Raw genomic sequence first — 26,441 nt, 5'->3', positions numbered from 1 at the left:
ACGCTCAATGCGTGCGCGGCCTTTGCGCGCGACCTGGGTTCCGTCGTTCAAAGCGACGCGCACGGTACTGTATGCGGCCTGCGCGCTAGGCTGGGCAAGCGGCCTGGCGTTGACCATGCCGTCGGGCGCGTACGCGGCAAGCGCACCGGCGGCCGGCGCCAGCGCGGCCACAGCCGCCGCACCGGTCACCGCGACGGGCCCGGCGGCCGCGCCTACGGCGAAGTCCGCGGCGGTGACGGCCGGTGCCGAGAACCCGACCCCGGCAGCACCCGGCGCGAACAACGCGACGAGCAGCCCGAACACCGGCAGCACGCCCGCCACCACCGCACCGACCTCCGCGACACCGCCGGCTCAACCGCCCGTCACCGCGAAAACGCCTGCGGCGACTTCCGCGCCGCCCGCCTCGCCGCTCTCGTACACTCCGAACACTCAGTTGCGTTTCGGTGGCTACATGGTGTTCCGCAATCTGATTCCGTCGCCGATGCTCGAGGCGCAAGCCGCCGAAGAGTTCAGCCAGATTGCGTACGGCGCCGAGCACGCCAACCGCCTGTACGGCGACGCCGATGCGCACGTCACGCGCGTACGGTCGATCGTCGACAGGATGATTCCGTACTCGCTGAAATGGAACGAGCGGGCCAAAAACTGGAAGTGGGATGTGGAGGTGGTGCGCTCGCCCGATATCCGCATGTACTGTCTGCCGGGCGGCAAGATCGTCGTCTACGGCGGGTTGCTCGACCGCGTGCGTCTGAACGACAACGAGCTCGGCATGCTGATCGGCCACGAGATCGCGCACGCGCTGCGCGAGCATGCACGCGAACGGCTCGGCCAGCTCCAGGCGAGCCAGCTCGATTCGACCGGCACGATCCCGCAGCTATTCGGGCTGGCCGACCTCGGCGCTGCGCCGCTCGGCATCGGCTCGCGCCTGCTGGAAATGAAGTACGAGAGCACCGACGAAACCGAAGCCGACGTGATTGGCAGCGACATCGCCTCGCGCGCCGGTTTCGATCCGCGCGCGGCGGTCACGCTGTGGGACAAGCTCGCGCAAGCAACGCGCGGCGATCGCGAGCGCGGCTTCATCTACGTGCATCCGTACACGCCGGCGCGTCGTCAGGACATCATCAAGCGCTTGCCGGACATGCTGCCGCTCTATGCGAAGGCGATCGGCAAGAGCGTGGACGCGCTACCGGATTACGCGGGCATGGGCCGTCCGCGCCGCAAGCCGATCCGCGATTGACAGACGGGTATTGAGCGACGCGGCACGGGTGCTTACTTCTTGACCTTGTGATCGTAGTCGACCGTCAGCGGCGCATGGTCGCTGAACTTGATATCGCGGAACACGTCGGTGCGCTTCGCCTTGCCGGCGATGCCCGGCGTCGCGATCTGATAGTCGATCCGCCACCCGACGTTCTTCGCGTACGCCTGACCGCGATTGCTCCACCACGTGTACTGTTCCGGCCGCTGGTCGAGCGTGCGGAACACGTCGACGTACCCCACTTCGTCGAACAGTTTGGTCAGCCACGCGCGCTCTTCCGGCAGGCAACCCGAGTTCTTCTGGTTGCTCTTCCAGTTCTTGATGTCGATTTCCTTGTGGACGATGTTCACGTCGCCGCACGCGATCACTTCGCGCTCTTTCGCGAGTTCGGCGAGATGCGGCATGAACTCGTCCATGAAGCGGTACTTGGCCTGCTGGCGCTCGTCGCCGCTCGAGCCCGACGGCACATACACCGAAATCACCGACAGCTTGCCGAAGCGCAATTCGACATAGCGCCCTTCCGGATCGAATTCTTCGCTGCCGAAGCCGATCACCACTTCGTCCGGTTCGTGACGCGTGTACACGCCCGCGCCGCTATAGCCCTTCTTCACCGCGTGCTGAAAATAGCCGGTGAAATCGTGCGGCGCCATGAATTCCGGCGTCATGTCGTCCTGCGAGCATTTGATTTCCTGCACGCACAAGACGTCGGCGTTCTGCTCGCCGAACCAGTCGAAAAAGCCCTTCTTCGCCGCAGAGCGGATGCCGTTCAGGTTGGCGGTAATCACACGCAACATGTCGTTCCTTTATGTTCGATTCGTTTCTGGAGCCAGGGGGCGCAGCCGGTCTCACTCGACCTTGACGCCCTTCAGCGATTCTTTGGGAGGCGGGTATTCGAGCTTCAGCGCATCCAGCGCGCGCAACAGCAACTCGGCGACCATCACATTGCGATGCGTCTTCGAGTCGGCGGGAATGACGTACCACGGCGCGTAGTCGGTCGACGTCGCGGCCAGCGCGTCGCGATACGCCGACTGATACGCGTCCCACTGCTTGCGCGCGTCGAGATCGGCCACGTCGAATTTCCAGTGCTTGCTCGGGTCGTCGATACGCGCCTGCAGACGCTGACGCTGTTCGTCTTTCGAAATGTGCAGCATGCACTTGACGATAGTCGTGCCGCTATACGCAAGCATCTCCTCGAACTGGCGAATGTGGCAGCAGCGTTGCTCGAACGCCTGCTCATCCAGTTCGCCGCGTACGGTGGGCACTAGCAGATCTTCGTAGTGACTGCGGTTGAAGATCGTCAGCTCGCCGGCGGCGGGCGCCTGCGCATGCACGCGCCACAGAAAATCGTGCGCCAGTTCCACCGGCGTCGGCGCCTTGAACGGGACGATGCGCAAACCGAGCGGATCGACGTCGTGAAATACCGCGCGGATCGTGCCGTCCTTGCCGCTCGTATCCATGCCTTGCAGCACCAGCAACACGCGACGCTTCTGCTGCGCGTGCAGGCACTCCTGCTGGGTCTGGAGTTGCGCACCGATCTCGGCGAGCCGCTCGCGGTCCGCATCTTTCGAGCCGGTTGAAAATGGCTTCGCAGCCGTATCGAAATCGTTCAGCGAGAATTTGAATTTTTTCTTGCCGTCGTCGAAATACGGCACGCGGAAATCGTCGAGTTCGGGTTGCTTCGCCATCCACACACTCCGTGATCTGCGTTCAGCGGTTCGAAAAAAAACGAGCCAGCAAAATGAAACGGGCCGTTGCCCCACTTTCGTTTCCGGCAACAGCCCGTGATGGTCCGGGCGACAACGCCCAGACCGCGCTTCTTCAACTCAGGACAGCTTTTTCTTCAGCAGTTCGTTCACCTGCGCCGGATTGGCCTTGCCCTTGGTCGCCTTCATCGCCTGACCGATCAGCGCGTTGAACGCCTTTTCCTTGCCGGCGCGGAATTCCTCGACCGACTTCTGGTTCGCGGCGAGCACTTCGTCGATGATCGTTTCCAGCGCGCCGGTATCCGAAATCTGCTTGAGGCCCTTCGCTTCGATGATGCGATCGGCGGCGGCTTCGTCGGTGGCCTTCTCTTCCCAGATCGCGAGGAAAATTTCCTTCGCGATCTTGTTCGAGATCGTGCCGTCGGCAATGCGTTGCAGCAGCAGCGCGAGTTGCGCGGACGACACCGGCGACGCGTCGATTTCCAGCCCTTCGCGATTCAGTTGCGACGACACTTCGCCCATCAGCCAGTTCGCCGCGACCTTCGCGTTGGCCGGGCCGACCTTGACGACCACCGCTTCGTAGTACGCGGCCATCGCCTTGCTCGACGTCAGCACGTTGGCGTCGTAGGGCGTGAGGCCATATTGCGACACGAAGCGCTGCTGGATCGCTTCCGGCAGCTCCGGCATCTCGCCCTTCACGCGCTCGACCCACGCCGCGTCGATCACGAGCGGCATCAGATCGGGGTCGGGGAAATAGCGGTAATCGTGCGCGTCTTCCTTGCTGCGCATCGAACGCGTTTCGCGCTTGTCCGGATCGTACAGACGCGTTTCCTGCACCACCGTGCCGCCGTCTTCGATCAACTCGATCTGACGGCGCACTTCGTACTGGATCGCCTCTTCGAGGAAGCGGAACGAGTTCAGGTTCTTGATCTCGGCGCGCGTGCCGAATTCCGCCTGACCGACCGGGCGCACCGACACGTTCGCGTCACAGCGGAACGAGCCTTCCTGCATGTTGCCGTCGCAGATGCCGAGCCACGTGACGAGTGTGTGCAGCGTCTTCGCATACGCAACCGCTTCGGCCGCGCTGCGCATTTCCGGCTCGGTGACGATTTCCAGCAGCGGCGTGCCCGCGCGATTCAGATCGATGCCGGTCATGCCCGCGAAGTCTTCGTGCAGCGACTTGCCCGCGTCTTCCTCCAGATGGGCGCGCGTGAGGTTGACGACCTTCTCGTACGCTTCCTTGCCCGCCTTCTCATTGGCAGGCACCTGAATCGTCACCTGGCCGCCCTGCACCACGGGGATTTCGTACTGGCTGATCTGATAGCCCTTCGGCAGATCAGGGTAGAAATAATTCTTGCGCGCGAAAATGCTGCGCGGGGCCACCGTCGCGCCGATCGCGAGACCGAACTGGATGGCGCGTTCGACCGCGCCGCGGTTCATCACCGGCAGCGTGCCCGGCAAGGCGAGGTCGACGGGGCAAGCCTGCGTGTTCGGCGCCGCGCCGAATTGCGTGGCCGCGCCCGAGAAAATTTTCGATTGAGTCGACAGTTGCGCGTGGGTCTCCAGACCGATCACGACTTCCCATTGTTTGGTCATGGTGCTCACACTCCTGCCGGTGCTTTGCGGTGCCAGTCGGTGGCGCGCTGGAACGCGTCGGCCACCTGCAGCATCCGGGCTTCATTGAAATAGTTGCCGATGATCTGCAGACCCACCGGACGCTGCGCATTCGCGCCCGCGCCGAAACCGCACGGCACGCTCATGCCCGGCAAACCGGCGAGGCTCACCGACAGCGTGTAGATGTCGGCCAGATACATCTGCACCGGATCGTCGCCCTTCGCGCCGAGATCCCACGCTACCGACGGCGCGACCGGTCCCATGATCACGTCGCACTGCTTGAACGCTTCCTGGAAGTCCTGCGCGATGATGCGGCGGATTTTCTGCGCCTGCAGGTAGTACGCGTCGTAATAGCCATGCGACAGCACGTATGCGCCGACCATGATGCGGCGCTTCACTTCCGGACCGAAACCTTCGGCGCGCGACTTCTTGTACATGTCGAGCAGATCGCGATATTCAGCGGCGCGATGGCCGAAGCGCACGCCGTCGAAGCGCGACAGGTTCGACGACGCCTCGGCCGGCGCGATCACGTAGTACACCGGAATCGACAGTTCGGTTTTCGGCAGCGAGACGTCGACCAGCGTGGCGCCGAGCGCTTCGTACTGCTTCAGGGCGGCGTCGATCGAGGCGCGCACGTCGTCGGCGAGACCCGCGCCGAAGTACTCGTTCGGCAGACCGATGCGCAGGCCGGCGAGCGGCTTGTGCGCGCCGCTGTCCTGCCACGGCTTGCCGAGATAGCGCGTGTAGTCTTCGTCGTCGCGCACGAGGCTCGTGGAATCCCGCTCGTCGAAGCCGGCCATCGCGTTGAGCAGCGTCGCGCAGTCCGCGGCGCTCTTCGCCATCGGGCCGCCCTGATCCAGCGACGACGCGAACGCGATCATGCCGTAGCGCGACACGCGGCCATATGTCGGCTTGATGCCGGTGACGCCGGAGAACGACGCCGGCTGACGGATCGAGCCGCCGGTGTCGGTGCCGGTCGCGGCGGGCGCGAGACGCGCGGCCACCGCCGCCGCCGAGCCGCCCGACGAACCGCCGGGCACCGATTTAGGATCCCACGGATTCTGGACGGGGCCGAAGTACGAATTCTCGTTGGACGAGCCCATCGCGAACTCGTCCATGTTGGTCTTGCCCACGCACACCATGCCGGCGTTCTGCAGACGCGCAACCACGGTGGCATCGAACGGGCTTTCGTAGTTCGCCAGCATCTTCGAGCCGGCGGTGGAGCGCCACCCCTTGGTGACGAACACATCCTTGTGCGCGATCGGCAGGCCGACCAGCGGTCCGGCATGGCCGGTGTGGAGCAGCGCGTCGGCGGCTTTCGCCTGCGCGAGCGTTAATTCGTGATCGACCTGGATGAACGCGTTCAGGCCATTGGCCGCGTCGATCCGCTTCAGGTACAACTGCGCCAGTTCGACTGCGGAGCATTCCTTGGCCGCCAAGGCGGCGCGCAGTTCGGTCAGACTTTTTTCATGCATTGCGTTTTATCCTGGAAAGCGCGGCAGCGCGGTCACGCTGCCGTGGAGGCATCGGGCTGCCCGCCGGCAAACCGGGGCGAGGAAGCCCGCGATGGGCGCGCACGCCGCTCGTGCGGGGCGGCACGCCGCAGGCTGGCAAGCCACGCCGGGCCTGCAGCGCGGGACTTACTCGATCACCTTCGGCACGAGATACAAGCCGTCCTGAACGGCCGGCGCCGGGCGCTGGAAGGCTTCGCGTTCGACCGTTTCGGTCACGGCGTCGTTACGCAGGCGCAGCGCGACGTCTTCGATCTGCTCGATCGGGTGGGCAAGCGGGGCGATGCCGGTGGTATCGACCGCCTGCATCTGCTCGACAAGGCCGAAAAAACCATTGAGCTGGGCACGCGTGTGCTCAGCGTCGGCGTCGGCCAGTTCGAGCCGCGCGAGATGCGCGATGCGTTTAACATCGGTCAGGGTCAGAGCCATGCAGTCACCGGAAATTGTGGTGGACCGTCGCAGCACGAAAAAAACGACGCTGCAACAGCAAGTTACGAGGCAATAGGACAACCCCGAAAAAGGGGGTCGGCGGGGGCAAAAAGTGCCCTCCGTTTCCTTCAAAACATCCAAAATTATAAGGTATCATTACGCGTTCGACCCAAACCCGGACCGACTTACCAAGTCCTTTCTGAACAATTCCCAAAGATCGTTCGGATTTTTCTGATTTGGCTTCGCAACGGCCTCCGGTAGACTCCCTCGCAGTTTCAAGCTCAAGTGGCGTAGTGTCCGCCCGGTTGAAGCTGTTATTTTTCCGCTGCCGCCCTACGCAAACGTTGCGAGGCCCGGCCCCCAGCGAGACAGGATTTTGAATGTTCGGTTTTCTTCGCAGCTACTTCTCCAACGATCTGGCGATTGACCTCGGCACCGCCAACACGCTCATCTACATGCGTGGCAAAGGCATCGTGCTGGACGAACCGTCGGTGGTTTCGATCCGCCAGGAAGGCGGTCCCAACGGCAAGAAGACCATCCAGGCAGTCGGTAAGGAAGCCAAGCAGATGCTCGGCAAGGTGCCGGGCAACATCGAGGCGATCCGCCCGATGAAAGACGGCGTGATCGCCGACTTCACCGTCACCGAGCAGATGATCAAGCAGTTCATCAAGACAGCTCACGAATCGCGCATGTTCTCGCCGTCGCCGCGCATCATCATCTGCGTGCCGTGCGGTTCGACCCAGGTCGAGCGCCGCGCAATCAAGGAAGCGGCGCACGGCGCGGGCGCGTCGCAGGTTTATCTCATCGAAGAGCCGATGGCCGCCGCAATCGGCGCCGGCCTGCCGGTGTCGGAAGCAACCGGCTCGATGGTCGTCGACATCGGCGGCGGCACGACTGAAGTCGGCGTGATCTCGCTCGGCGGCATCGTGTACAAGGGCTCGGTGCGCGTGGGCGGCGACAAGTTCGACGAAGCGATCGTCAACTACATCCGCCGCAACTACGGCATGCTGATCGGCGAGCAAACCGCCGAAGCGATCAAGAAGGAAATCGGCTCCGCGTTCCCGGGTTCCGAAGTCAAGGAAATGGAAGTGAAGGGCCGCAATCTGTCGGAAGGCATTCCGCGCAGCTTCACGATTTCCAGCAACGAAATTCTCGAAGCCCTCACCGATCCGCTGAACCAGATCGTGTCGTCGGTGAAGATCGCGCTGGAACAAACGCCGCCCGAACTCGGTGCCGACATCGCCGAACGCGGCATGATGCTCACGGGCGGTGGCGCATTGCTGCGCGATCTGGACCGCCTGCTCGCCGAAGAAACCGGCCTGCCGGTGCTCGTCGCCGAAGACCCGCTGACCTGCGTCGTACGAGGCTCGGGCATGGCGCTCGAACGCATGGACAAGCTCGGCAGCATCTTCTCGTACGAGTAAGCGAGCCCCTCTCCATGTCAGTAGCGCGGATCTGGCACACGGCCCCTTGCGGGCCGGTTTGTGTTTGTCACCGGCTGGGCCAACCAGCCGCCGCGCGCTGAGCGCGCGTCCGTCGCGCGCCGCCGTCTCACTCAACTGTTCACGCCCCCGGCGCCGACCATGGAATACAGTCCGCCGCCCCTGTTCAAGCAAGGCCCTTCCGCACTGGCACGACTGCTATTTTTCGTCGTGCTGGCGCTGGCCCTGTTGATCTCCGATGCACGCTTCCAGACGCTCGAAATCGTTCGCGGCGTGCTCGGCGCGGGTCTTTATCCGTTGCAACGCGCGGCTCTGGTGCCGCGCGACATCTTCATGGGCGCCGCCGATCTGGCCGTGACCAGCGCCACACTGCGCAGCGAGAACGACAAGCTGCGCACGAAAGACCTGCAGCTGTCGCAGCAAGCCAATACCGCCGCCGGACTTGCCGCCGAAAACGCCCATTTGCGCGCGCTGCTGCAACTGTCGCAGCGCTCGACCACGCAATCGCTGCCTGCTGAAATCCAGTACGACACGCGCGATCCGTTCACGCAGAAGGTGGTCATCGGGCGCGGCGCGCAACAGGGCATCCAGAACGGCTCGCCGGTCGTCAACGAAGATGGCGTGATCGGCCAGGTGACGCGCGTGTTCCCGCTGCAGGCCGAAGTCACGCTGCTCACCGACAAGGATCAGGCGGTGCCCGTGCAGATCGTGCGCACCGGCTTGCGCAGCGTGATCTACGGTACGCCGAAGGGCGATACGCTCGACCTGCGCTTCGTGCCGATCAGTGCCGACGTTCAAACCGGCGACGAACTCGTCACCAGCGGGCTCGACGGCGTGTATCCGCCGGGACTGCCGGTCGCGAAGGTCGTGCGGGTCGACAAACAGGCCGACACGGCGTTCGCGCGCGTGGTCTGCGTGCCGGTCGCGCCGGTGCGCGGCGCGCGTCAACTGCTCGTGCTGCACTACGTCAACGACGTGCCGCCGCGTCCGCCCGAAGAGCCCGACGCGGCCACCACCGCGAAGGAAGCGAAGAAGAAGGGCGGCAAATCGGCGGACGGCAAGGGCGCAGCGGATAAATCCGCCGCCAAGCCGGGGGAAAAAGCGGCCGAGAAGCCCGTGACGGAGAAATCCACCGCGAAGCCCGTCGAAAAAACGCCAGCCAAGCCGGCCGCCGCAGAGAAGAAGTCCGCCGCCGCAGAAAAGAAACCGGTCCCCGAGAAGAGCGCGAAGCCACAAGCTGCGTCGGGAGCCAAGCCATGAATCGTCCGCAATACATCCTGCAGCCGGTCAATCCGTACTTCATCGCCTTCAGTCTCGCTGCGGCGTTCCTGCTGAATCTGATGCCATGGGGGCGCCTCGTCGGCGTGCCTGACTTCGTCGCGCTCGTGCTGCTGTTCTGGAACGTGCACCAGCCGCGCAAAGTCGGCATGGGCATCGCATTTTTCCTCGGTTTGCTGATGGACGTGCACAACGCCAGCCTGCTCGGCGAGCACGCGCTGGCGTACACGCTGTTGTCGTACGGGGCGATCACGATCCACCGTCGCGTGCTGTGGATGTCGCTCGGCGTGCAGACCTTCGCGGTGATGCCGCTGCTGGTCGTCGCGCAGCTGGTGCCGTTCGTGATCCGCTTGCTGACGGGCGCGGCGTTTCCGGGCTGGGGTTACCTGATCGACGGTTTCGTCGAAGCCGCGCTGTGGCCGATCGCCAGCGTGCTGTTGTTGATGCCGCAACGCCGCCCGGCCGATCCGGACGATACGCGGCCCATTTGATCCCGCATCGGGCGCGCCGGCCGTTCCGTTCCGATGGAACTCATCCGCCGGCCCGCCCGACGCACATCGCTGTTCATGCCCTCCGGTTCCGGCCGGATCAGGCGCACACTCATGATGGCCGTCGTCCGGCCTTTTGCAGAATCGCATGACCGAATTCAAGGACACACAGCAACAGCTCTCGAAGTTCCGCCTGCGCGTCGCGGCGGCGGGCCTGTTTGTGTTCGTCTGCTTCGGGCTGATCGGCTTCCGTTTCCTGTTCCTGCAGGTCTGGCACTACAGCAAGTACTCGCTGCAAGCCGACGAGAACCGCATTTCCGTCGCGCCGATCGTGCCGAACCGCGGCATCATCACGGATCGCAACGGCGTGGTGCTCGCCAAGAACTACTCGGCCTATACGCTCGAAATCACGCCGTCGAAGCTGAACGACTCGCTCGAAAACGTGATCGACAATCTGGCGACCGTGGTGTCGATCGATGCCCGTGACCGCCGCCGCTTCAAGAAGCTGCAGGAAGATTCGAAGAACTTCGAAAGCCTGCCCATCCGCACCCGCCTGACCGACGACGAAGTCGCGCGCTTCACCGCGCAGCGCTTCCGCTTCCCCGGCGTCGAAGTGCGCGCGCGCCTGTTCCGCCAGTACCCGCTCGGGGAGACCGCGGCGCACGTGATCGGCTACATCGGCCGGATTTCGCAGCGCGACCAGGAGCGTATCGACGACGCCAGCGACCAGAACGACAGCGATCCGGACCACTACGATCCGCGTCTAGACGCGAACAACTACAAGGGCACCGACTACATCGGCAAGATCGGCGTCGAGCAGAGCTACGAGACCGAACTGCACGGCCAGACCGGCTTCGAGGAAGTGGAAGTGACGGCCGGCGGCCGGCCGGTGCGCACGCTGTCGCGCACCCAGGCGACGCCCGGCAACAACCTCGTGCTGTCGCTCGATATCGGCCTGCAGCAGGTCGCCGAGCAGGCGTTCGCCGGCCGCCGCGGCGCGCTGGTCGCCATCGAACCGGCAACCGGCGACGTGCTCGCGTTCGTATCGGCGCCGAGCTTCGACCCGAATTCCTTCGTCGACGGCATCGACCAGCAAACCTGGGACGAGCTGAATAACTCGCCGGACCATCCGCTCCTGAACCGGCCCCTGCATGGCACCTACCCGCCGGGCTCGACCTACAAGCCGTTCATGGCGCTCGCCGCGCTGACGCTGCACAAGCGTACGCCGGGCTGGGGTTTCCAGGATCCGGGCTCGTACACGTTCGGTGGCCACACGTTCCGCAACGACGTGCGCTCGGGCCAGGGCTGGATCGACATGAACCGCGCGATCGTCGTGTCGAACGACACGTATTTCTACATGCTCGCGCACGATCTCGGCGTCAACAACATCGCCAACTTCATGAAGCCGTGGGGTTTCGGCCAGATCACCGGCATCGACATCTCGGGCGAGGCGCGCGGCATCCTGCCGTCGACGGAATGGAAGCGCAAGGCGTACCGTAAGCCCGAACAGCAACGCTGGTATGAAGGCGAGACCATCAGCCTGGGCATCGGTCAGGGCTACAACTCGTTCACCATTCTGCAGCTCGCGCACGCCACCGCGACGCTCGCGAACAACGGCGTCGTGATGAAGCCGCACCTCGTGCGCGACATCGAAAATCCGATCACGAAGGACACCCGCGCGGTGGTGCGCGATCCGAGCGACAAGATCGCGGTAAAGCAGTCGGACATCGACTTCATCAAGCGCGCAATGGAAGGCGTCGTGACCAACGGTACGGCGTCCAAACTGTTCATCGGCGCGCAGTATCAGGCGGCCGGCAAGACGGGCACGGCGCAGGTCTATTCGCTGCAGGGCGCGAACTACAAAGGTCACGCGATCGCCGAGCATCTGCGCGACCATGCGCTGTTCATCGCGTTCGCTCCGGCCGAGCAACCGAAGATCGCGCTCGCACTGATCGTCGAAAACGGCGGCTGGGGTGCGGAGTCGGCCGGTCCGATTGCGCGCAAGGTGCTCGATTACTACCTCGTCGGCAAGAACAAGCCGGGCGCCGAGGCGGCGGCCGTCGCGGCGGCGGCATCGGCGACCCAGGACGCGTCCGCGCCGCAGGTCGGCGATGCGCCGACACTGCAGGAAGGCGCGCAGCCAGTCAGAATCGCCGCAGGCTTCACCGCGTTGCCGATGCCCGGAGCGGCTTCGGCAGCGGCGGCAGCCTCTGCGGCTGCGGCGTCTTCTGCTGCCGCGAATGCCGCGTCCGCGCCGGCAGCGGCTTCCGCCGCAGCGGCGACAGGTGCGTCGGCGGCGATGCCCGCCTCTGCGTCCGCTGCCGCGAAGAAACCAGCGCCGCGTAAATCTGGCGCTCCGCATCAACCCCGTCCCGCCAGCGACCCGACGCCGACCGCCGTCACGCGCCCCGCCCCGTCGCGGGATGACGCCACCGAGGCCACGTCGCCGCGCCAGCCGGCTACCGGCGGCATCGACGAGTAAGGAGAAAGGCATGCAATTCGACAAGCGCGCCTGGCTCGAGCGCATCAAGCAGATGTTCGCGGGCTTCGACCGCCCGCTCGCCCTGATCGTGTTTCTGCTGTTGTGCGTCGGCATCGTCACGCTGTACAGCGCGAGTCTGGATGTCCCCGGCCGTGTGGAAGACCAGTTGCGCAACATCCTGCTGACGTTCGTGCTGATGTGGGGGCTCGCCAATGTGCCGCCCACCACGCTGATGCGCTTCGCGGTCCCGCTCTATACGTTCGGGATCGCGTTACTCGTCGCGGTGGCGATGTTCGGCCTCACGCGCAAGGGCGCGAAGCGCTGGATCAATGTCGGCGTGGTGATCCAGCCATCGGAGATCCTGAAGATCGCCACACCGCTGATGCTCGCCTGGTACTACCAGCGCCGCGAAGGCGTGATGCGCTGGTACGACTATCTGGTGGGTCTTCTGATCCTCGCGGTGCCGGTCGGTCTGATCGCCAAGCAACCCGATCTGGGAACGGCCGTGCTGGTGTTCGCGGCGGGCTTCTTCGTCATTTACTTCGCGGGCCTGAGTTTCAAACTGATCGTGCCGGTGCTGATTGCCGGCGTGATCGCGGTCGCTTCGATTGCGGCGTTTCAGGACAAAATCTGTCAGCCTGAGGTGCAGTGGCCGCTGATGCACGACTATCAGAAGCACCGCATCTGTACCCTGCTCGATCCGACCTCCGATCCGCTCGGCAAGGGCTTCCACACCATTCAGGCGGTGATCGCGATCGGCTCCGGCGGCCCGCTCGGCAAAGGCTGGTTGAAGGGCACGCAAGCGCATCTGGAGTTCATCCCCGAGAAACACACCGACTTCATCTTCGCGGTGTTCTCCGAAGAGTTCGGCCTGGCCGGCGGGGTCGTGCTGCTTACGCTTTACATGCTGCTGATCGCGCGCGGGCTGTATATCGCGGCGAACGGCGCGACACTGTTCGGGCGGCTACTAGCCGGATCGTTGACGATGGCCTTCTTCACCTACGCGTTCGTCAATATCGGTATGGTGAGCGGGATCTTGCCGGTGGTCGGCGTGCCGTTGCCGTTCATGAGCTACGGCGGCACCGCACTGACGACGCTGGGGGTCGCGATCGGCCTCATCATGAGCGTCGCGCGGCAGAAGCGGCTGATGCAGAGTTAGCGGCGCGAGAGGCCACGCCGCCATGGTCGAAGTTTGACGCTGGCTGGAGCAGGCCTGAACGAAGAATCAAAATGCTTAAGGGGCGCACCGTTCACGGCAGCGCCCCTTTTTCATTTACTGCGGCTTCACTTCTTTCTGATCCCGCAGCTGCGTGCTGAGCTGCTGATACTTCAGACGCGCCGCCGGATCGCCCTGCGCCGCCGCTGCCGCATAGTAGGCGCGCGCGACGTTCAGATTCTTGTCCACGCCGTCGCCGCCGCGCTCGTAGAACGAGCCGGTCACGTATTGCGCGGTCATGTCACCACCCTGAGCCGCCTTCTTGTACCAGACGAACGCCTGCTTGTTGTCGCGCTCGGTGCCGCGCCCGTCGAGAAACTGGTTGGCCAACGCGAGCTCAGCCTGCACGTGGCCCTGTTGCGCGGCCTTCAGAAACCAGCGGTGCGCCTCAACCGGATCGCGCCCGACGAACTCGCCATCGTCGTACATCTTGCCGTACACGTATTGCGCATGCGACATGTTGGCGTCGGCGGCCTTGCGCAGCCACTTTTTGCCTTCGTCGACATTGACCGGCGTGCCTTCACCGTTGAGCAGCATCATCGCGTAGTTGAATTCGGCGAGCCGGCTGCCGCGCTCGGCGGCCTTGCGAAACTCGGCAAGCGCCGCACCCAGATTGCCGGCGTTGTAGTCGGCCACCGCGGTTTGCGTCTCCGGATCGTTCGACTTCGCGACCCGGTCCTGCGCATAGGCCACGCCGCTCATCAGCAACGCCGCCGTGACCACCGCCTGCACGAGGACTGCCTGCACCCTGCACTTCATGACCTCACCTCCTGCAACGCCTGACGGGTCGCGCGCAACATCCACATGACGTCGGCGGCCAGCGCGATGAAACGAAAACCGGCATCGCGATGCTGCTTCGCGCTCGCGACGTCCATCGCGAAGATGCCGGCCGCGATGCCGGCTTTGTCGGCAGCGCTGACGATCCGCACCATCGCCGCCTGCACGTCGGCATGCTTCGAATCGCCGAGATGGCCGAGGCTCGCGGCCAGATCGGCCGGTCCGACAAACAGGCAGTCGACACCCGGCGTTGCCGCGATCTTCTCGACCTCCTGCAAGCCGCGCGCCGACTCGATCTGCACGATGGTCGCGATCTGCGCGTTGACCGTCTGCACGTAATCGCGCCGCATGCCGTAGCCCGATGCGCGCACCACCCCGGCGACGCCGCGCTGGCCGTCGAGCGCCCCGGCGGTCGGATATTGCGTGAGACGCACGGCATGGGCCGCGTCGTCGGCGGATTCGATGTTGGGGAACATCAGCGTGCGCGCACCGGCATCCAGCACACGCTTGACGAGCCAGCCTTCGCTGGCCGGCACGCGCACCACCGGCTCGCTCGGCAGATGCGCGGCGGCGATTGCGCGCAGTTGCGAGGCGACGTCGCCGCTATCGTTCGGCGCGTGCTCCATGTCGATCAGCAGCCAGTCGAAACCGGCGTGCGCGAGCGCTTCGGCGGCCGCGTCGCTGCCGAGCGACAGCCACAGGCCGAACAGCGGATCGGCTTCCGCCAGACGTTGCTTGAGGGGATTGGTGAAAGTGCTCATCGCCGCGCTCCGTGACGACGATCGCACGGATCGCCTGAAACGCGGGAAAGCAGGCCGGCCTCGTGGGCCCGGCAGGAACAAAGACGATGGCGCAGGCCGGGTCGGCCTGGATGCCTGTTGCGACGCAATGCGGTGACCGGCATGTCTCGCTCCGTGTGGTTATCGGAGCGATCATACCGTGTCAATAACGCCGAGGTCAGGCCGTCCCCGAAGGGGACTTTCCATGGGCGCGCAAGTGCGCCTCGAGGTCTAGTCGCGGACCACGTCGGCCCAGCAATTCGGTGTCTCGTACAGACGCACCTTGTGCAGGCGCAGATTCACGCCGTAGTGCGCGTCGTACACGTTCGCGAGAATATCGAACGCGACAGCGGCGAGGTTTTCCACGGTTGGAATGCGGTCGAGCACCACCGTCTTGTGGCCCGCCATGCTTTCCAGAAAGCCGCGCACCTGCGTGTCGCCTTCGTAGACGAGGAACGCATGATCCCACCTGTCGACCAGATGCTCGTTGGCAAGCGATTTCACGTCGGCGAAGTCCATCACCATGCCGCGATCGGGCGCGCCTTCGGTGTCGACCAGATCGCCTTGCAGCGTGATTTCGAGCACATACCGATGGCCGTGCAGATTACGGCACTGGCTGCGGTGATCGGGGATGCGGTGACCCGCGTCGAATTCGAGTTTTCGTGTAATCGTCAGCACGGCAATCAGGGAATGTTCAGATACTTGTGGGTCTGCATCGACAGGCGCCATTGCGGATGGCGTTTGCACCACTCGATCGCGAGCTTGGTGTTGATGTCGCGCGACGGGCCGTCCATCGGCTGGACGAGGAAATACTCGAAGTCGAGCTTCGCATAGTCGGACAGGCGCTGGTTGTCTTGCGGGATCACGACCTTCAGCTCGTTGCCTTTGGTCACGACGAGCGGCGCGTCGGCCTTCGGGCTCACGCAGATCCAGTCGATCGTGTCGAGCACCGGCAACGAGCCATTGGTTTCGATCGCGATCTCAAAGCCCGCGGCATGCAGCGCGTCGACCAGCGGCTGATCGATCTGCAACATCGGCTCGCCGCCCGTGCAGACCACGAAACGCTTGCCCTCGCCTTGCGGCCATTGCGACGCGATTAACTGCACCAAGTCTTCGGCGCTGCGGTACTTGCCGCCGTTCTCGCCATCGGTGCCGACGAAGTCGGTATCGCAGAAACGGCACACGGCTTGCGCACGATCTTCCTCGCGGCCCGACCACAGATTGCAGCCGGCAAACCGGCAGAACACGGCGGGACGCCCGGCATTCGCGCCCTCGCCCTGCAACGTGTAGAAGATTTCCTTGACCGCGTAACTCATGCTGCTTTCTGCCTTGTGTTCCTGAAAATGATGGACTGCGTTGCGCTGCTGACTGCGTTGTTGCGTCGTGCGCCGTTTGTCAGAGCGGCGGCTCGGTGACCTTTTCGCCGGCCAGGTACGCTTCGTAGCCGCGCTTGCGCAAGCGGCATGCCGGACATTCGCCGCAGCCGAAGCCCCACGCATGCAGTTCGGCACGTTCGCCGACATAGCAGGTGTGCGTCTCGATGCGTACCAGTTCGACCAGTTCGTCGCCGCCCAGCTCGTGCGCGAGACGCCACGTGTCGGCCTTGTCGAGCCACATCAGCGGCGTTTCGAGCAGCATGCGCGTGTCCATGCCGAGGTTCAGCGCGACCTGCAATGCCTTCATCGTGTCGTCGCGGCAATCGGGATAGCCCGAGAAGTCCGTCTCGCACATTCCGCCGACCAGCACCTGCAAACCGCGCCGGTAGGCAATCGCCGCCGCGATGGTCATGAACATCAGATTGCGGCCCGGCACGAACGTATTCGGCAAACCGTTGGCCGTGGCTTCGATCTCGATCTCGCGCGTCATCGCGGTATCGCTGATCGAGCCGAGCACCGACAGATCGATCATATGGTCTTCGCCGAGCCGCTCGGCCCACGCCGGAAACGCTCGCGCGACACCCTGACGGAATCCTTCGCGGCATTCGAGTTCGACGCGATGACGCTGACCGTAATCGAAGCCGAGCGTTTCGACCGTCTCGTAACGATCGAGCGCCCAGGCAAGGCACGTGGCGGAATCTTGGCCGCCGGAAAACAGCACGAGAGCGCTACGCTTAGCGTCTTTGCGGATCACCGTGAAACTCCGTGAATGATGAGTGCCACGTCGCGCTGCGCGAGGTGCGCCATGCGAGCAACGCGGCGCGACGCGTGCCGGCACTGCTGCCGGCCCAAAGCAGTATAGGCCGCGCCTTCTGCAGGCAGAGTCGCTGGGCGCTTATACCGTTAATCGTCGGGCGAAGGGTTCGGGGCGGATGGCGGCCTGTGCCGCGCGGCATCCAGGCGCGACGCAGGTGACACATTTGCCTGCGCGCAAGTCCTTGAACTGGCGCGATTTTATCACGCGACGCCGAATGCCGCCGAGCGCGTCCTGGCGCAGCGTACGTGCAAGCCGAAGCCACGAATACCCGTCAGAAAAGGAAAAGCCCCAGGAATCTTGCGATTTCCTGGGGCTGAATCCTGGTGGCCTGGGACGGAATCGAACCATCGACACGCGGATTTTCAATCCGCTGCTCTACCAACTGAGCTACCGGGCCAACGAAGAACGAAATGATATCAAGGGGTCTTCAGTATGACAAGCCCCTGCGTGAAAAAATATGTCGTGGCGGAAGCCACGCGTGAGACTCCGCGCTCACACACGTCCTCACTCTCCTTTGTTCTTGCCGAGATCGACGCCGAGCTGCTTGAGCTTGCGATACAAGTGCGTGCGCTCCAGACCGGTCTTCTCCGCCACGCGCGTCATGCTGCCGTTCTCGCGCGCAAGGTGATATTCGAAGTACGCGCGCTCGAACGCATCGCGCGCATCGCGCAACGGAATGTCGAACGAGATCGATGCCGTTTGCGCGGCCAGCGCACCGCTGCCCATGCCGTCGGTGGACAGCATCGGCAACGCGGCCGACGACGCCACCGCTGACGCGCTCACCGGCAACACCGGCTTGGCCGCTGCACCGCCGAGCGCCCCGGCCGAATTGCCGCGCGCGAGGCCCTGCTCGACGGCCTTCAGCAGCTTCTGCAGCGCAATCGGCTTCTCAAGGAAATTGAGCGCGCCGATCTTGGTCGCTTCGACCGCCGTATCGATGGTCGCGTGACCGGACATCATGATCACCGGCATGGTCAGTTGCCCTTGCGCCGCCCATTCCTTGAGCAAGGTCACGCCGTCGGTGTCGGGCATCCAGATGTCGAGCAGCACGAGGTCCGGCGCCTGGCGCAAACGGAACTCGCGCGCTTCCTGCGCATTTTCAGCGGCCTCCACGACATGCCCCTCGTCGCTCAGGATCTCCGAGAGCAATTCCCGGATGCCCATTTCATCATCTACCACCAGGATGGTTGCCATTTACGCTGCCCTTGTCTGCACTGTTGCTTTTGTCTTTCCCTGCGACGCACCGCTGCCGTGCGCCGGTCGCGGCCCTGTACCAGGTGCCGCGGCATCGTCCGCCAGTTGAAGGAAGAGGATCGAAATCTGCGCGCCTTCGATCACGTCGCCCGCTTTCATGCGATTGCGAATGTCGATGCGCGCGCCATGCTCGTCGACGATCTTCTTGACCATTGCAAGACCCAGACCCGTACCTTTGGCCTTGGTCGTCACATAAGGTTCGAATGCGCGCGTGAGGATGCGCGCGGGGAACCCCGGTCCGTTATCCGATACTGTCAGACGCACCGCGACGCGTACTTTGCCTTCCGTGTCGGGGTCTCCGTATTCTACTGTCCTCGTCTCGAGCAACACACGCGGATGCTCGACATCGGCTACCGCATCCTGCGCGTTCTGCAGCAGGTTGTGAATCACCTGCCGCAATTGCGTCGCGTCGCCGCGAATCGCGGGCAACGCGGCGAGCTCCACCTGGATCGCGCCCTTGCCTTCTTCGATACCGTACAGCGTGAGCACTTCGCTGACCAGATCGTTTAACTGCAGATGCGCGAGCACGGCCGGAGGCGTGCGCGCATAGTCGCGGAAATTGTCGACCATCTGCTTCATCGCGGCGACCTGGTTGACGATCGTAGTCGCGCCGCGCTTCAATACGTCGGCGTCGGATGGCGACAGCTTGTCGGCGAGCTTCATCTGCAATCGCTCGGCGGAGAGCTGGATCGGCGTGAGCGGATTCTTGATCTCGTGCGCGAGCCGCCGCGCGACTTCACCCCATGCAATCGAACGCTGCGCGGAGATCACGTCGGAGATGTCGTCGAACACCACGACGTAGCCGGAGGTCTGCATGTCTTCGGCATCGCGGTCCGTCGCCGAGACGAGGCGCGCGCCACGCACGAGCAGCGTGAGCGGTTCGGTTTCGCCCGGCACCTGAATCGAGAACTGCTGCTGCCAGTGGCCACGATCATCGTGACCGTCGCCGCTTGCTGCTTCGCGATCGGCAAACGCCTTGCGGACCATGCCGCCGAATTCGCTCAACGCGCCGATCTGATCGAGCGACGAACCGAGCACGGTCTGGAACGGCTGACGGAAAATCCGCTCGGCGCCACGATTCGCGGTGGTGAGCCTGAACTGCCGGTCGAACACGAACACACCCGCGGTCAGATTCGCGAGGATGCTTTCCAGATACGCCTTCGAATGTTCGAGCGCGATGCGGTTGTTCTCGACCGCGGCGCGCGCTTCGGACAACTGCCGCGTCATCGCGTTGAACGACTGCGTGAGAAAGCCCAGCTCGTCGCGCGATTTGATTTCGCGCTTCGGCGTGTAATCGCCTTCGGTGACTTCCTTGGTGCCCTGCGCGAGCAGGAACAGCGGCCGCGCCAGTTGATTGCCGAGCGCGAGCGCGAGCATCATCGCGATGAAGGTGGCGAGAAACAACGCGAGCGTCAGCGTGCCGATGTACATCTTGCGCAAGCCCGTGCGGCCGAGCGCCTTCTCCTGGTACTCGCGATAAGCGCGCTGCACCGCGTCCGCATTATGCGCGAGCGACGGCGATACCGGCTGCGTGAGTTGCAGGAAGCGTTCGGCCGGCTGCAACAGCGAAGCGTTCGAGTCGGGGATGCGCTGCACGACGCGCAGGCGCAGCACGCCCTTGCTGCCATGCGCTTGCGGATCGCCGTCCACTTCGCCTTCGATCGCCGCGTAGCCGCGACCGCGCGCCTGTTCGATCATCAGCGGCGTGGGCAGGTCGTTCGACACGAGCATCGCGTAATTGCCGGAGGCCTGTGCGACCACATGCATGTCGGGTGTCGCGCCCGACATGCTGCGCGTGGGCTCGACGATGATCGCGTCCTGCACGCCGAACTGATCGCGCAGACGCAACAGCGTGAGCGTGGTGCCGGCGGCGTCCGCGCTGGCGATCTGCTCGGACATCAGGCGGGCCTTGGTCTGCAGGTCAGACAGCGACGCGTCGAGCATGCCGCGCCCGAGATTCAGACCGGCCGTGAGCGCAGTTTCGACATTGACGTCGAACCAGGACTCGATACTGCGCGACACGAATTGATACGAGACCACGTAAATGATGCCACCCGGCACCACGCCGACCAACGCCATGAAGAACGCGAGTTTCGCGAGCAGCCGCGTGCCGAACTTACCCTTGCGCAGCCGCACGATGATGAGGATGACGAGCGTCGCCACGACCAGCAGAAAGATCATCGCGACCGCGACATTGGCGCCGTACAGCCACTGGTAATAGCGGTCGAAGAATTCGGTATTCGCGCTCGCGGCGGCCAGCAGCACGAGCAGCAGCACGGCCGTCACCGCGACCGTCGACACCAGCACGCGCACGACGATGCTGCTGACACTGGTGGTTGAGCGCACTTTATTTAGCACGTTCGGTTGCCGTGAAGGTAAAGCGCTTCCATTCGGAGGCGAGGTTCCAGTCGCGGTTGTTCACCGCGTCGATCTGGAACGGCTTGGGCATCAGCGCGATGTCGAGTTGCATGCGCACTGATGCGTTGTAGGTTTCGCCGACGCGCACCTGATTGCGCTCGATCACATGCCATGACGTGACGTGCTTGATCACGGCGAGCGCATCCTTGAGCGTGCTGAAGGCGAGCTGCAACCCGCCGGACGACACGCTCGATACGCGGTATTCGCGCGTCAGCGGCTGGAACGACAGGCGAATGCTCTGCGACACGCTCACCGGCTGCTCGTCGAACCAGTACCAGCGCGGCCGGCTCAGTTCGAAGTCGGTCGTGAAATAGAGCGGAATGCCTTTGTTGACGGCATCTTCGAGATTGCTGTTGAGCTCGAAGTCGAAACGCGCGTCGAGACTCCAACCACTGCTGTCGGCTTGCAGCGACGCGCGCTGCACCGCGATCGAATCAGCGTGCGCCGCGCCCGGCGCTGCAAGCCATACGGCCAGCGCGATCCAGAGCACGGCAGCGAGCCGAAGCGGGAAGAAGCGTTTGATGGTCACCGTTTCTGAAAGCGCGCGTAGAAAAATCCGTCGTGGTCTGAGTTCGCGCCGGCGCTGTCTTCAGCGGATTGTCCGGCATGGGAACCGGCCGAGGTATCGGCGGGCGCGCGGGCGACTGAAGGTAAAAGTTGCCCTGGCGCGTCCAATCGTACCGCATCCTGATACTTGTTTCCAAACCACTGCGCCTGCAATTCGCCTTCGTCGGGAAAGATCGAACACGTAACGTAGAGCAACTCGCCGCCCGGCTTCACGAGCGGCCAGAGCGCATCGAGGATGCGGCGCTGTTCTGCGACCAGTGCGGGAATATCGGACGCGCGGCGCAGCCAGCGAATGTCCGGATGACGCCGCACAATGCCCGATGCAGAACACGGCACGTCGGCGAGGATGCGGTCGAACGGCTGGTCGATATCGTCGTGCCACTTCGCGGGCGTGCCCGCATCGCCGATGCGCACTTCCGCTTCGAGCTTGAGCCGCTGCAGGTTTTCGCCGATGCGGCGCGCGCGCGACGCATCGCTTTCGAGCGCCACGAGCTGCAGATTCGCCAGTTCGAGCAGGTGGCCGGTCTTGCCGCCTGGCGCCGCGCACGCGTCGAGCACGCGCATGCCGTCACGCACGCCGAGCAATTGCGCGGCGAGTTGCGCGCCGGCGTCCTGCACCGAGACGACGCCATCGCTGAAACCGGGGATGCGGTCCACCGGCATCGGTGTGTCGAGCCTGACGGCGTAGTCGCCGGCCCGGCTCGCGGCGACGTGATGGCTCTGCAGCACTTGCAGGTAGGCATCGACCGTCGAGCGGCGCGCGTTCACACGCAGCGTGAGCGGGCCTTGCGTGTTGCCGGTCGCGAGCACCGCTTGCCACGCGTCGGGCCATGCGCGCTTGACCGCGTCAATCCACCAGGCCGGATAGTTCCAGCGTGCGACTTCGTCGGCTTGCGCGGCGCTCAGCAGCGTCTCGCGCTCGCGCAGGAAATTGCGCAGCACCGCGTTGACGAGCCCCTTCGCGAACGCGAATTCGCGACGCGCAGCGATTGCGCTCACCGCCTGATCGACCACGGTGAACGGCGTGTAGGCGGCGCTCGCTTCATCATCGACCAGCAGCGCGAGCGAGCAGGCGAGCACATGGCCGACGTGCGGCGGCGGAACTTTCTTCACCAGCTTCGCCATCAGCCATTCGGCGGTCGCGAGGCGCCGCATCGTGCGGTACGCGATGTCCTGCACCGCGCCGCGCGCGGCGGCGGCGCTGCCCTCAGGCGCGGACACGAAGACGGATTGCAGCGCGGCCGGCAAGGCCGCGCCGAGACGCACGGCGCCGACAGCCTGGCCGGCACAGTCGAGCGCGAAACCCAGCGATTCGGGCGCGAGATGCAACATCGACAAACGGGATTCGCGCGGACGTGCCGACGGAGAAGCAGAACGCGAAGAAGGCTTTGATGTCATGAAAGAGGCAAAGGCAGGCCGCACGGTGCGCGCGGCGCAATCAGCACACATTGTAGCGTGGCGTCGGGCCGGGGCCGCCGCGGCTGGGTGGCCAACGGTGGAGTCATGGCAAATCAGGGGCGGCCAATCATAGGCTAATCGTGCGAGCGTAGCGGCGAGCGCGGGTTCGCTGCAACGGCAGGAAAGAGGTGAAGCGAATTCGCCGGGTGGTGCTATCTGAGATTTTTCGTGAAATCATCCGGCGACGCTTCCGCATGCGCCCTCTTACGGCGCGTGAAATGAAGAAGGCGGGCCTGCGGGCCCGCCTTCTTCCGTCACGTCACTCGGCGTTACTCGAAGCGCCCCGTGCGCGCCATTTCCATCAAACGCGCGATGCGTTCCTCAGTGGCCGGGTGCGTCGAGAACAGATTCGCGATGCCGCCGCCCGACAGCGGATTCATGATCATCATCTGCGCGGTGGCCGGATGCTGCTCGGCCACGGGGAACGGGATCCCGCTCGCGTAACGATGGATCTTGTCGAGCGCCGAAGCGAGCGCTTGCGGGTCGCCGGAAATCTGCGCGCCAGCGCGGTCGGCCTCGAATTCGCGCGCGCGTGAAATCGCCATCTGAATCAGCGCACCCGCGAGCGGCGCCAGCAACGCGACGGCGATGCTCGCGATCGGATTCGACCGATTACCGTTCTCGTCGCGGCCGCCGAAGAACATTGCGAAGTTCGCCAGTGCGGAAATGGCGCCGGCCATGGTTGCCGACACGGTCGAAATAAGAATGTCGCGGTGCTTCACGTGTGCCAGTTCGTGCGCCATCACCCCGCGCATTTCGCGCTCGGACAGCACGCGCAGGATGCCAGTGGTGGCAGCGACCGCCGCGTGCTCCGGATTGCGGCCGGTGGCGAAGGCGTTCGGCGCATCTTCGTTGATCAGGTAGACGCGCGGCATCGGCAGATTGGCGCGCGTGGAAAGCTCGCGCACCATGCGATAGAACTGCGGGGCGCTGCTTTCGTCGACTTCCTGCGCGTTGTACATGCGCAGCACCATCTTGTCCGAAAACCAGTACGAGAAGAAATTCATCCCGAGGGCGATCACGAGCGCGATCATCATGCCGCGCGACCCGCCGATCATCCCGCCGATCACGATGAAAAGGGCCGTGATCGCGGCCATCAACATCGCGGTTTTGACCCAATTGAACATGTCTGCAACTCCTAAAACGTGGGCTCCATCTCTGCGCCGCTAGAACGCGGCGCCTGATTGTAAGCGAAACGTTAGATAAGGACGGATGGAGAAAATTCAATCATCTTGATGCGGTGGCGAGCTTGATGCCGAGGCCGACGAACGCGCTGCCGACGCCCCGATCCAGCCACTTCTTCACCGAAGGCTTGCCCGAAAAGCGCTGCGTCACGCTGCCCGCGATCCACGCGACGAAACTGTTCCAGAACATGCTCATCACGACAAACACCGCGCCGAGCGTGAGGAACGCGAAAGTTTTGTGTTCGCTGCCGGTTGTCACAAACTGCGGGAAAAACGATACGAAGAAAAGCACGACCTTGGGATTCAGCACATTGGTCCAGAAGCCTTGCAGAAAAAGCTGCTTCAGCGACTTGGGTGCATCGGCCGCGCGTGCGTCGCCCACCGCCGTCCGCGCTGCAGGTTTGGTGAAAATCAGGCGCGCGCCGAGGTAGATCAGATAAATCGCGCCGGCGAACTTGATGACGGTGAACGCCGTGGTCGAGGCGGCCAGCAGCGCGGTCAAACCGAACGCGCACGCAAGCGAATGGACGCAGCAGCCCGCCGAGATGCCGAGTGCGGACATCAGACCCGCGCCACGGCCTTGAGCGACGCTGCGCCCGACGATGTACGCCGTGTCCGGACCGGGCGTCACGTTCAGAAGGAAGACAGCAACGACGAAAAACTCGAAATGGGTAATGCCGAACATTGAAAACCTCGAAATTTGGGCGACTGCATAGAGGATTCTAACGCGCGGCAGGGTCGCGGCGGCGGTCTTGAACATCGGCCAAACGGCCGATTTTCAAGACATGCGCGAGCTGTTACTTTGCTTCGGGAAGTTGAAAACGCTGTCCCGCGGCCAACGTCGAGCCCGCGAGGAACTCGCGCACCGGCAGGCGCTTGCCGCCGGGTTTCTGCAATTGCGTCAAACGCAACGCGGCTTCGCCGCAAGCCACGATCACGCCGTCGACAGAGACTTCGGTAATCGTGCCGGGCGCGCTGTTGCCTTGGGCTTGAGCGGGAATCGCGGCCCAGATTTTGATTGAACTGCCGTCTTCCAGCGTGCCCACGCCACCGGGGAACGGATCGAACGCACGCACCTGGCGCGCAAGCACCTCGGCCGGGCGGCGCCAGTCGAGGGCGGCTTCGTGCTTGCCGATTTTTTCCGCGTAGGTCACGCCGTCCGCCGGTTGCGGGGTCGATGTCAGCTTGCCGTTGCGCTCGAGTTCGATCAACGCGTCGACGATGAGCTTCGCGCCATCCTGCGCCAGACGGTCGTGCAGCGTGGCGGTGGTGTCGTCGGCGGAAATCGGCGTGCGCGCTTCGGAGATCATCGCGCCGGTGTCGAGGCCGACGTCCATCTGCATCAGCGTGATGCCGGTTTGTGCGTCGCCCGCTTCAATCGCGCGATGGATCGGCGCCGCACCGCGCCAGCGCGGCAGCAACGACGCATGAATGTTGATGCAGCCAAGCCGTGGAATATCGAGCACTTCCTGCGGCAGGATCAGGCCGTAGGCGGCGACCACCATGACGTCGTGTGGCGTGGCGCGCAGCTGCTCGATCGCGGCCGCGGCTTCCGCCGGGTATTTGCCAGCGCGGCGCAGCGAAGGCGGCTGCGCGACCTCGAGCCCGTGCTCCTGCGCGTAGCGCTTGACGGGGCTCGCCTGCAATTTCATCCCGCGCCCAGCGGGCCGGTCGGGCTGGGTCAGCACGAGCGGCACCGGAAAACCGGCACGGTGAATCGCGGCCAGCGCGGCCGCAGCGAACTCCGGCGTACCGGCAAAGATGACGCGCAACGAATGACTCATGAACGGGGACGATGGACGAGGTGAACGCGCATTACATTGCGTGGGCGAGCTTCTTCATCTTGCTTTTGATACGCGTCTGCTTCAGCGACGACAGGTACTCGACGAACACGCGGCCCATCAGGTGATCCATTTCGTGCTGGATGCACACGGCGAGCAGCCCTTCGCAATCCAGTTCGAAGGTTTCGCCCTTCTCGTTCAACGCGCGCACACGCACTTTCTCGGCGCGCTCGACGTTGTCATAAATGCCCGGCACCGAGAGGCAACCCTCTTCCGAGAGCTTGCGCTCGTCGCTCGACCAGAGGATTTCCGGATTGATGAACGCGAGCAACTGGTCGTGCGTGTCCGATACGTCGATCACTATCACGCGTTCGTGCACGTCCACCTGGGTCGCGGCGAGGCCGACGCCAGGCGCTGCATACATGGTCTCGGCCATGTCTGCGACGAGACGGCGAATCCGGTCGTTGACCTGTTCGACCGGCTTCGCAACCTTGTGCAGACGCTTGTCCGGATAGTTGAGGATATTCAGTAAAGCCATGATTTCGAGTGTGATTTGAGGCGCCGCTGACCGTCGAAGGGTTCGTGTTGGCCGTTCGGCCAGGTTGTGGGCCCATC

Annotated in this window: 24 protein-coding genes and 1 tRNA gene; 6 read left to right on the top strand and 19 right to left on the bottom strand. The window is 64.1% G+C overall.

Annotated features, from left to right (window positions below):
- The first annotated feature begins 7 nt into the window (after positions 1-7).
- Positions 8-1,234 (top strand): M48 family metallopeptidase, encoded by a 1,227-nt coding sequence (locus B0G69_RS07185; protein ID WP_241991352.1) that lies wholly within the window; start codon positions 8-10, stop codon positions 1,232-1,234.
- A 32-nt stretch (positions 1,235-1,266) separates the two neighbouring features.
- Here B0G69_RS07185 and B0G69_RS07180 read toward each other — a convergent pair whose 3' ends face one another.
- The 5 genes from B0G69_RS07180 to gatC form a co-directional block, all read right to left on the bottom strand.
- Positions 1,267-2,046 (bottom strand): exodeoxyribonuclease III, encoded by a 780-nt coding sequence (locus tag B0G69_RS07180; RefSeq protein WP_121316263.1) that lies wholly within the window; start codon positions 2,044-2,046, stop codon positions 1,267-1,269.
- Positions 2,047-2,097: 51 nt separating this feature from the next.
- Positions 2,098-2,937 (bottom strand): PPK2 family polyphosphate kinase, encoded by an 840-nt coding sequence (locus tag B0G69_RS07175; protein WP_121316262.1) that lies wholly within the window; start codon positions 2,935-2,937, stop codon positions 2,098-2,100.
- Between the two features lie 138 nt (positions 2,938-3,075).
- Positions 3,076-4,551 (bottom strand): Asp-tRNA(Asn)/Glu-tRNA(Gln) amidotransferase subunit GatB, encoded by a 1,476-nt coding sequence (gene gatB / locus B0G69_RS07170; protein ID WP_121316261.1) that lies wholly within the window; start codon positions 4,549-4,551, stop codon positions 3,076-3,078.
- A 5-nt stretch (positions 4,552-4,556) separates the two neighbouring features.
- Positions 4,557-6,044 carry an Asp-tRNA(Asn)/Glu-tRNA(Gln) amidotransferase subunit GatA gene (gatA, locus tag B0G69_RS07165; RefSeq protein ID WP_121316260.1) on the bottom strand — a complete coding sequence of 496 codons (1,488 nt, stop codon included), beginning with the start codon at positions 6,042-6,044 and terminating at the stop codon, positions 4,557-4,559.
- A 165-nt stretch (positions 6,045-6,209) separates the two neighbouring features.
- Positions 6,210-6,509 (bottom strand): Asp-tRNA(Asn)/Glu-tRNA(Gln) amidotransferase subunit GatC, encoded by a 300-nt coding sequence (gene gatC / locus B0G69_RS07160; RefSeq protein ID WP_121316259.1) that lies wholly within the window; start codon positions 6,507-6,509, stop codon positions 6,210-6,212.
- Between the two features lie 380 nt (positions 6,510-6,889).
- Between gatC and B0G69_RS07155 the strand changes: the two genes are divergently transcribed.
- The 5 genes from B0G69_RS07155 (at position 6,890) to rodA (ending at position 13,358) form a co-directional block, all read left to right on the top strand.
- Positions 6,890-7,933: a rod shape-determining protein gene (locus B0G69_RS07155; RefSeq protein ID WP_004189550.1), complete on the top strand. Its 1,044-nt coding sequence runs from the start codon at positions 6,890-6,892 to the stop codon at positions 7,931-7,933.
- A 159-nt stretch (positions 7,934-8,092) separates the two neighbouring features.
- Complete coding sequence (mreC, locus tag B0G69_RS07150) at positions 8,093-9,211, top strand: rod shape-determining protein MreC (protein ID WP_121319174.1); 1,119 nt, start codon at positions 8,093-8,095, stop codon at positions 9,209-9,211.
- Positions 9,208-9,720, top strand: coding sequence for a rod shape-determining protein MreD (mreD, locus tag B0G69_RS07145; protein WP_121316258.1), 513 nt, complete (start codon positions 9,208-9,210; stop codon positions 9,718-9,720). The genes mreC and mreD overlap by 4 nt, the downstream gene beginning before the upstream one ends.
- Before the next feature lie 145 nt (positions 9,721-9,865).
- Positions 9,866-12,199, top strand: coding sequence for a penicillin-binding protein 2 (gene mrdA / locus B0G69_RS07140; protein ID WP_121316257.1), 2,334 nt, complete (start codon positions 9,866-9,868; stop codon positions 12,197-12,199).
- Between the two features lie 10 nt (positions 12,200-12,209).
- Positions 12,210-13,358, top strand: a complete 1,149-nt coding sequence (rodA, locus tag B0G69_RS07135; protein WP_121316256.1) for a rod shape-determining protein RodA — start codon at positions 12,210-12,212, stop codon at positions 13,356-13,358.
- 114 nt (positions 13,359-13,472) lie between these two features.
- Here rodA and B0G69_RS07130 read toward each other — a convergent pair whose 3' ends face one another.
- From B0G69_RS07130 to def, 14 genes are all read right to left on the bottom strand, one after another.
- Positions 13,473-14,174, bottom strand: coding sequence for a tetratricopeptide repeat protein (locus tag B0G69_RS07130; protein ID WP_121316255.1), 702 nt, complete (start codon positions 14,172-14,174; stop codon positions 13,473-13,475).
- The gene (locus B0G69_RS07125; protein ID WP_121316254.1) at positions 14,171-14,953 is read right to left on the bottom strand and encodes an aldolase/citrate lyase family protein; all 783 of its coding nucleotides are present in this window, start codon (positions 14,951-14,953) and stop codon (positions 14,171-14,173) included. Before B0G69_RS07125 ends, B0G69_RS07130 begins: the two co-directional genes overlap by 4 nt.
- Positions 14,954-15,202: 249 nt before the next feature.
- Positions 15,203-15,646 carry a 6-carboxytetrahydropterin synthase QueD gene (gene queD / locus B0G69_RS07120; protein ID WP_121319172.1) on the bottom strand — a complete coding sequence of 148 codons (444 nt, stop codon included), beginning with the start codon at positions 15,644-15,646 and terminating at the stop codon, positions 15,203-15,205.
- A gap of 8 nt (positions 15,647-15,654) precedes the next feature.
- Positions 15,655-16,287, bottom strand: coding sequence for a 7-carboxy-7-deazaguanine synthase (gene queE, locus B0G69_RS07115; protein WP_121316253.1), 633 nt, complete (start codon positions 16,285-16,287; stop codon positions 15,655-15,657).
- 79 nt (positions 16,288-16,366) lie between these two features.
- Positions 16,367-17,101 (bottom strand): 7-cyano-7-deazaguanine synthase QueC, encoded by a 735-nt coding sequence (gene queC, locus B0G69_RS07110; protein WP_121316252.1) that lies wholly within the window; start codon positions 17,099-17,101, stop codon positions 16,367-16,369.
- A 384-nt stretch (positions 17,102-17,485) separates the two neighbouring features.
- Positions 17,486-17,561: transfer RNA gene (locus tag B0G69_RS07105), tRNA-Phe, on the bottom strand.
- Between the two features lie 107 nt (positions 17,562-17,668).
- A complete protein-coding gene (esaR, locus tag B0G69_RS07100; protein ID WP_121316251.1) occupies positions 17,669-18,358 on the bottom strand; it encodes a response regulator transcription factor EsaR in 690 nt (229 codons plus the stop codon).
- A complete protein-coding gene (locus B0G69_RS07095) occupies positions 18,359-20,776 on the bottom strand; it encodes a PAS domain-containing sensor histidine kinase (RefSeq protein ID WP_121316250.1) in 2,418 nt (805 codons plus the stop codon). It lies immediately after the preceding gene.
- On the bottom strand, positions 20,766-21,365 hold the full coding sequence (locus B0G69_RS07090; RefSeq protein ID WP_121319170.1) for a DUF4390 domain-containing protein: 600 nt from the start codon (positions 21,363-21,365) through the stop codon (positions 20,766-20,768). Before B0G69_RS07090 ends, B0G69_RS07095 begins: the two co-directional genes overlap by 11 nt.
- Positions 21,362-22,801, bottom strand: coding sequence for a 16S rRNA (cytosine(967)-C(5))-methyltransferase RsmB (rsmB, locus tag B0G69_RS07085; protein ID WP_121316249.1), 1,440 nt, complete (start codon positions 22,799-22,801; stop codon positions 21,362-21,364). The genes B0G69_RS07090 and rsmB overlap by 4 nt, the downstream gene beginning before the upstream one ends.
- Positions 22,802-23,130: 329 nt before the next feature.
- Positions 23,131-23,988: a zinc metalloprotease HtpX gene (htpX, locus tag B0G69_RS07080; protein WP_121316248.1), complete on the bottom strand. Its 858-nt coding sequence runs from the start codon at positions 23,986-23,988 to the stop codon at positions 23,131-23,133.
- A 100-nt stretch (positions 23,989-24,088) separates the two neighbouring features.
- The gene (locus tag B0G69_RS07075) at positions 24,089-24,730 is read right to left on the bottom strand and encodes a LysE family translocator (RefSeq protein WP_121316247.1); all 642 of its coding nucleotides are present in this window, start codon (positions 24,728-24,730) and stop codon (positions 24,089-24,091) included.
- 112 nt (positions 24,731-24,842) lie between these two features.
- On the bottom strand, positions 24,843-25,829 hold the full coding sequence (gene fmt / locus B0G69_RS07070; RefSeq protein WP_121316246.1) for a methionyl-tRNA formyltransferase: 987 nt from the start codon (positions 25,827-25,829) through the stop codon (positions 24,843-24,845).
- A 31-nt stretch (positions 25,830-25,860) separates the two neighbouring features.
- Positions 25,861-26,364: a peptide deformylase gene (gene def / locus B0G69_RS07065; RefSeq protein ID WP_121316245.1), complete on the bottom strand. Its 504-nt coding sequence runs from the start codon at positions 26,362-26,364 to the stop codon at positions 25,861-25,863.
- Between the last annotated feature and the right edge of the window lie 77 nt (positions 26,365-26,441).

The sequence above is a fragment of the Paraburkholderia sp. RAU2J genome (assembly GCF_003634845.1).
In the GTDB taxonomy this organism is placed as follows: Bacteria; Pseudomonadota; Gammaproteobacteria; order Burkholderiales; family Burkholderiaceae; genus Paraburkholderia; species Paraburkholderia fynbosensis.
Note: the sequence above shows the minus strand (reverse complement) of the source record. Positions and strands in the feature narration are given on the sequence as shown.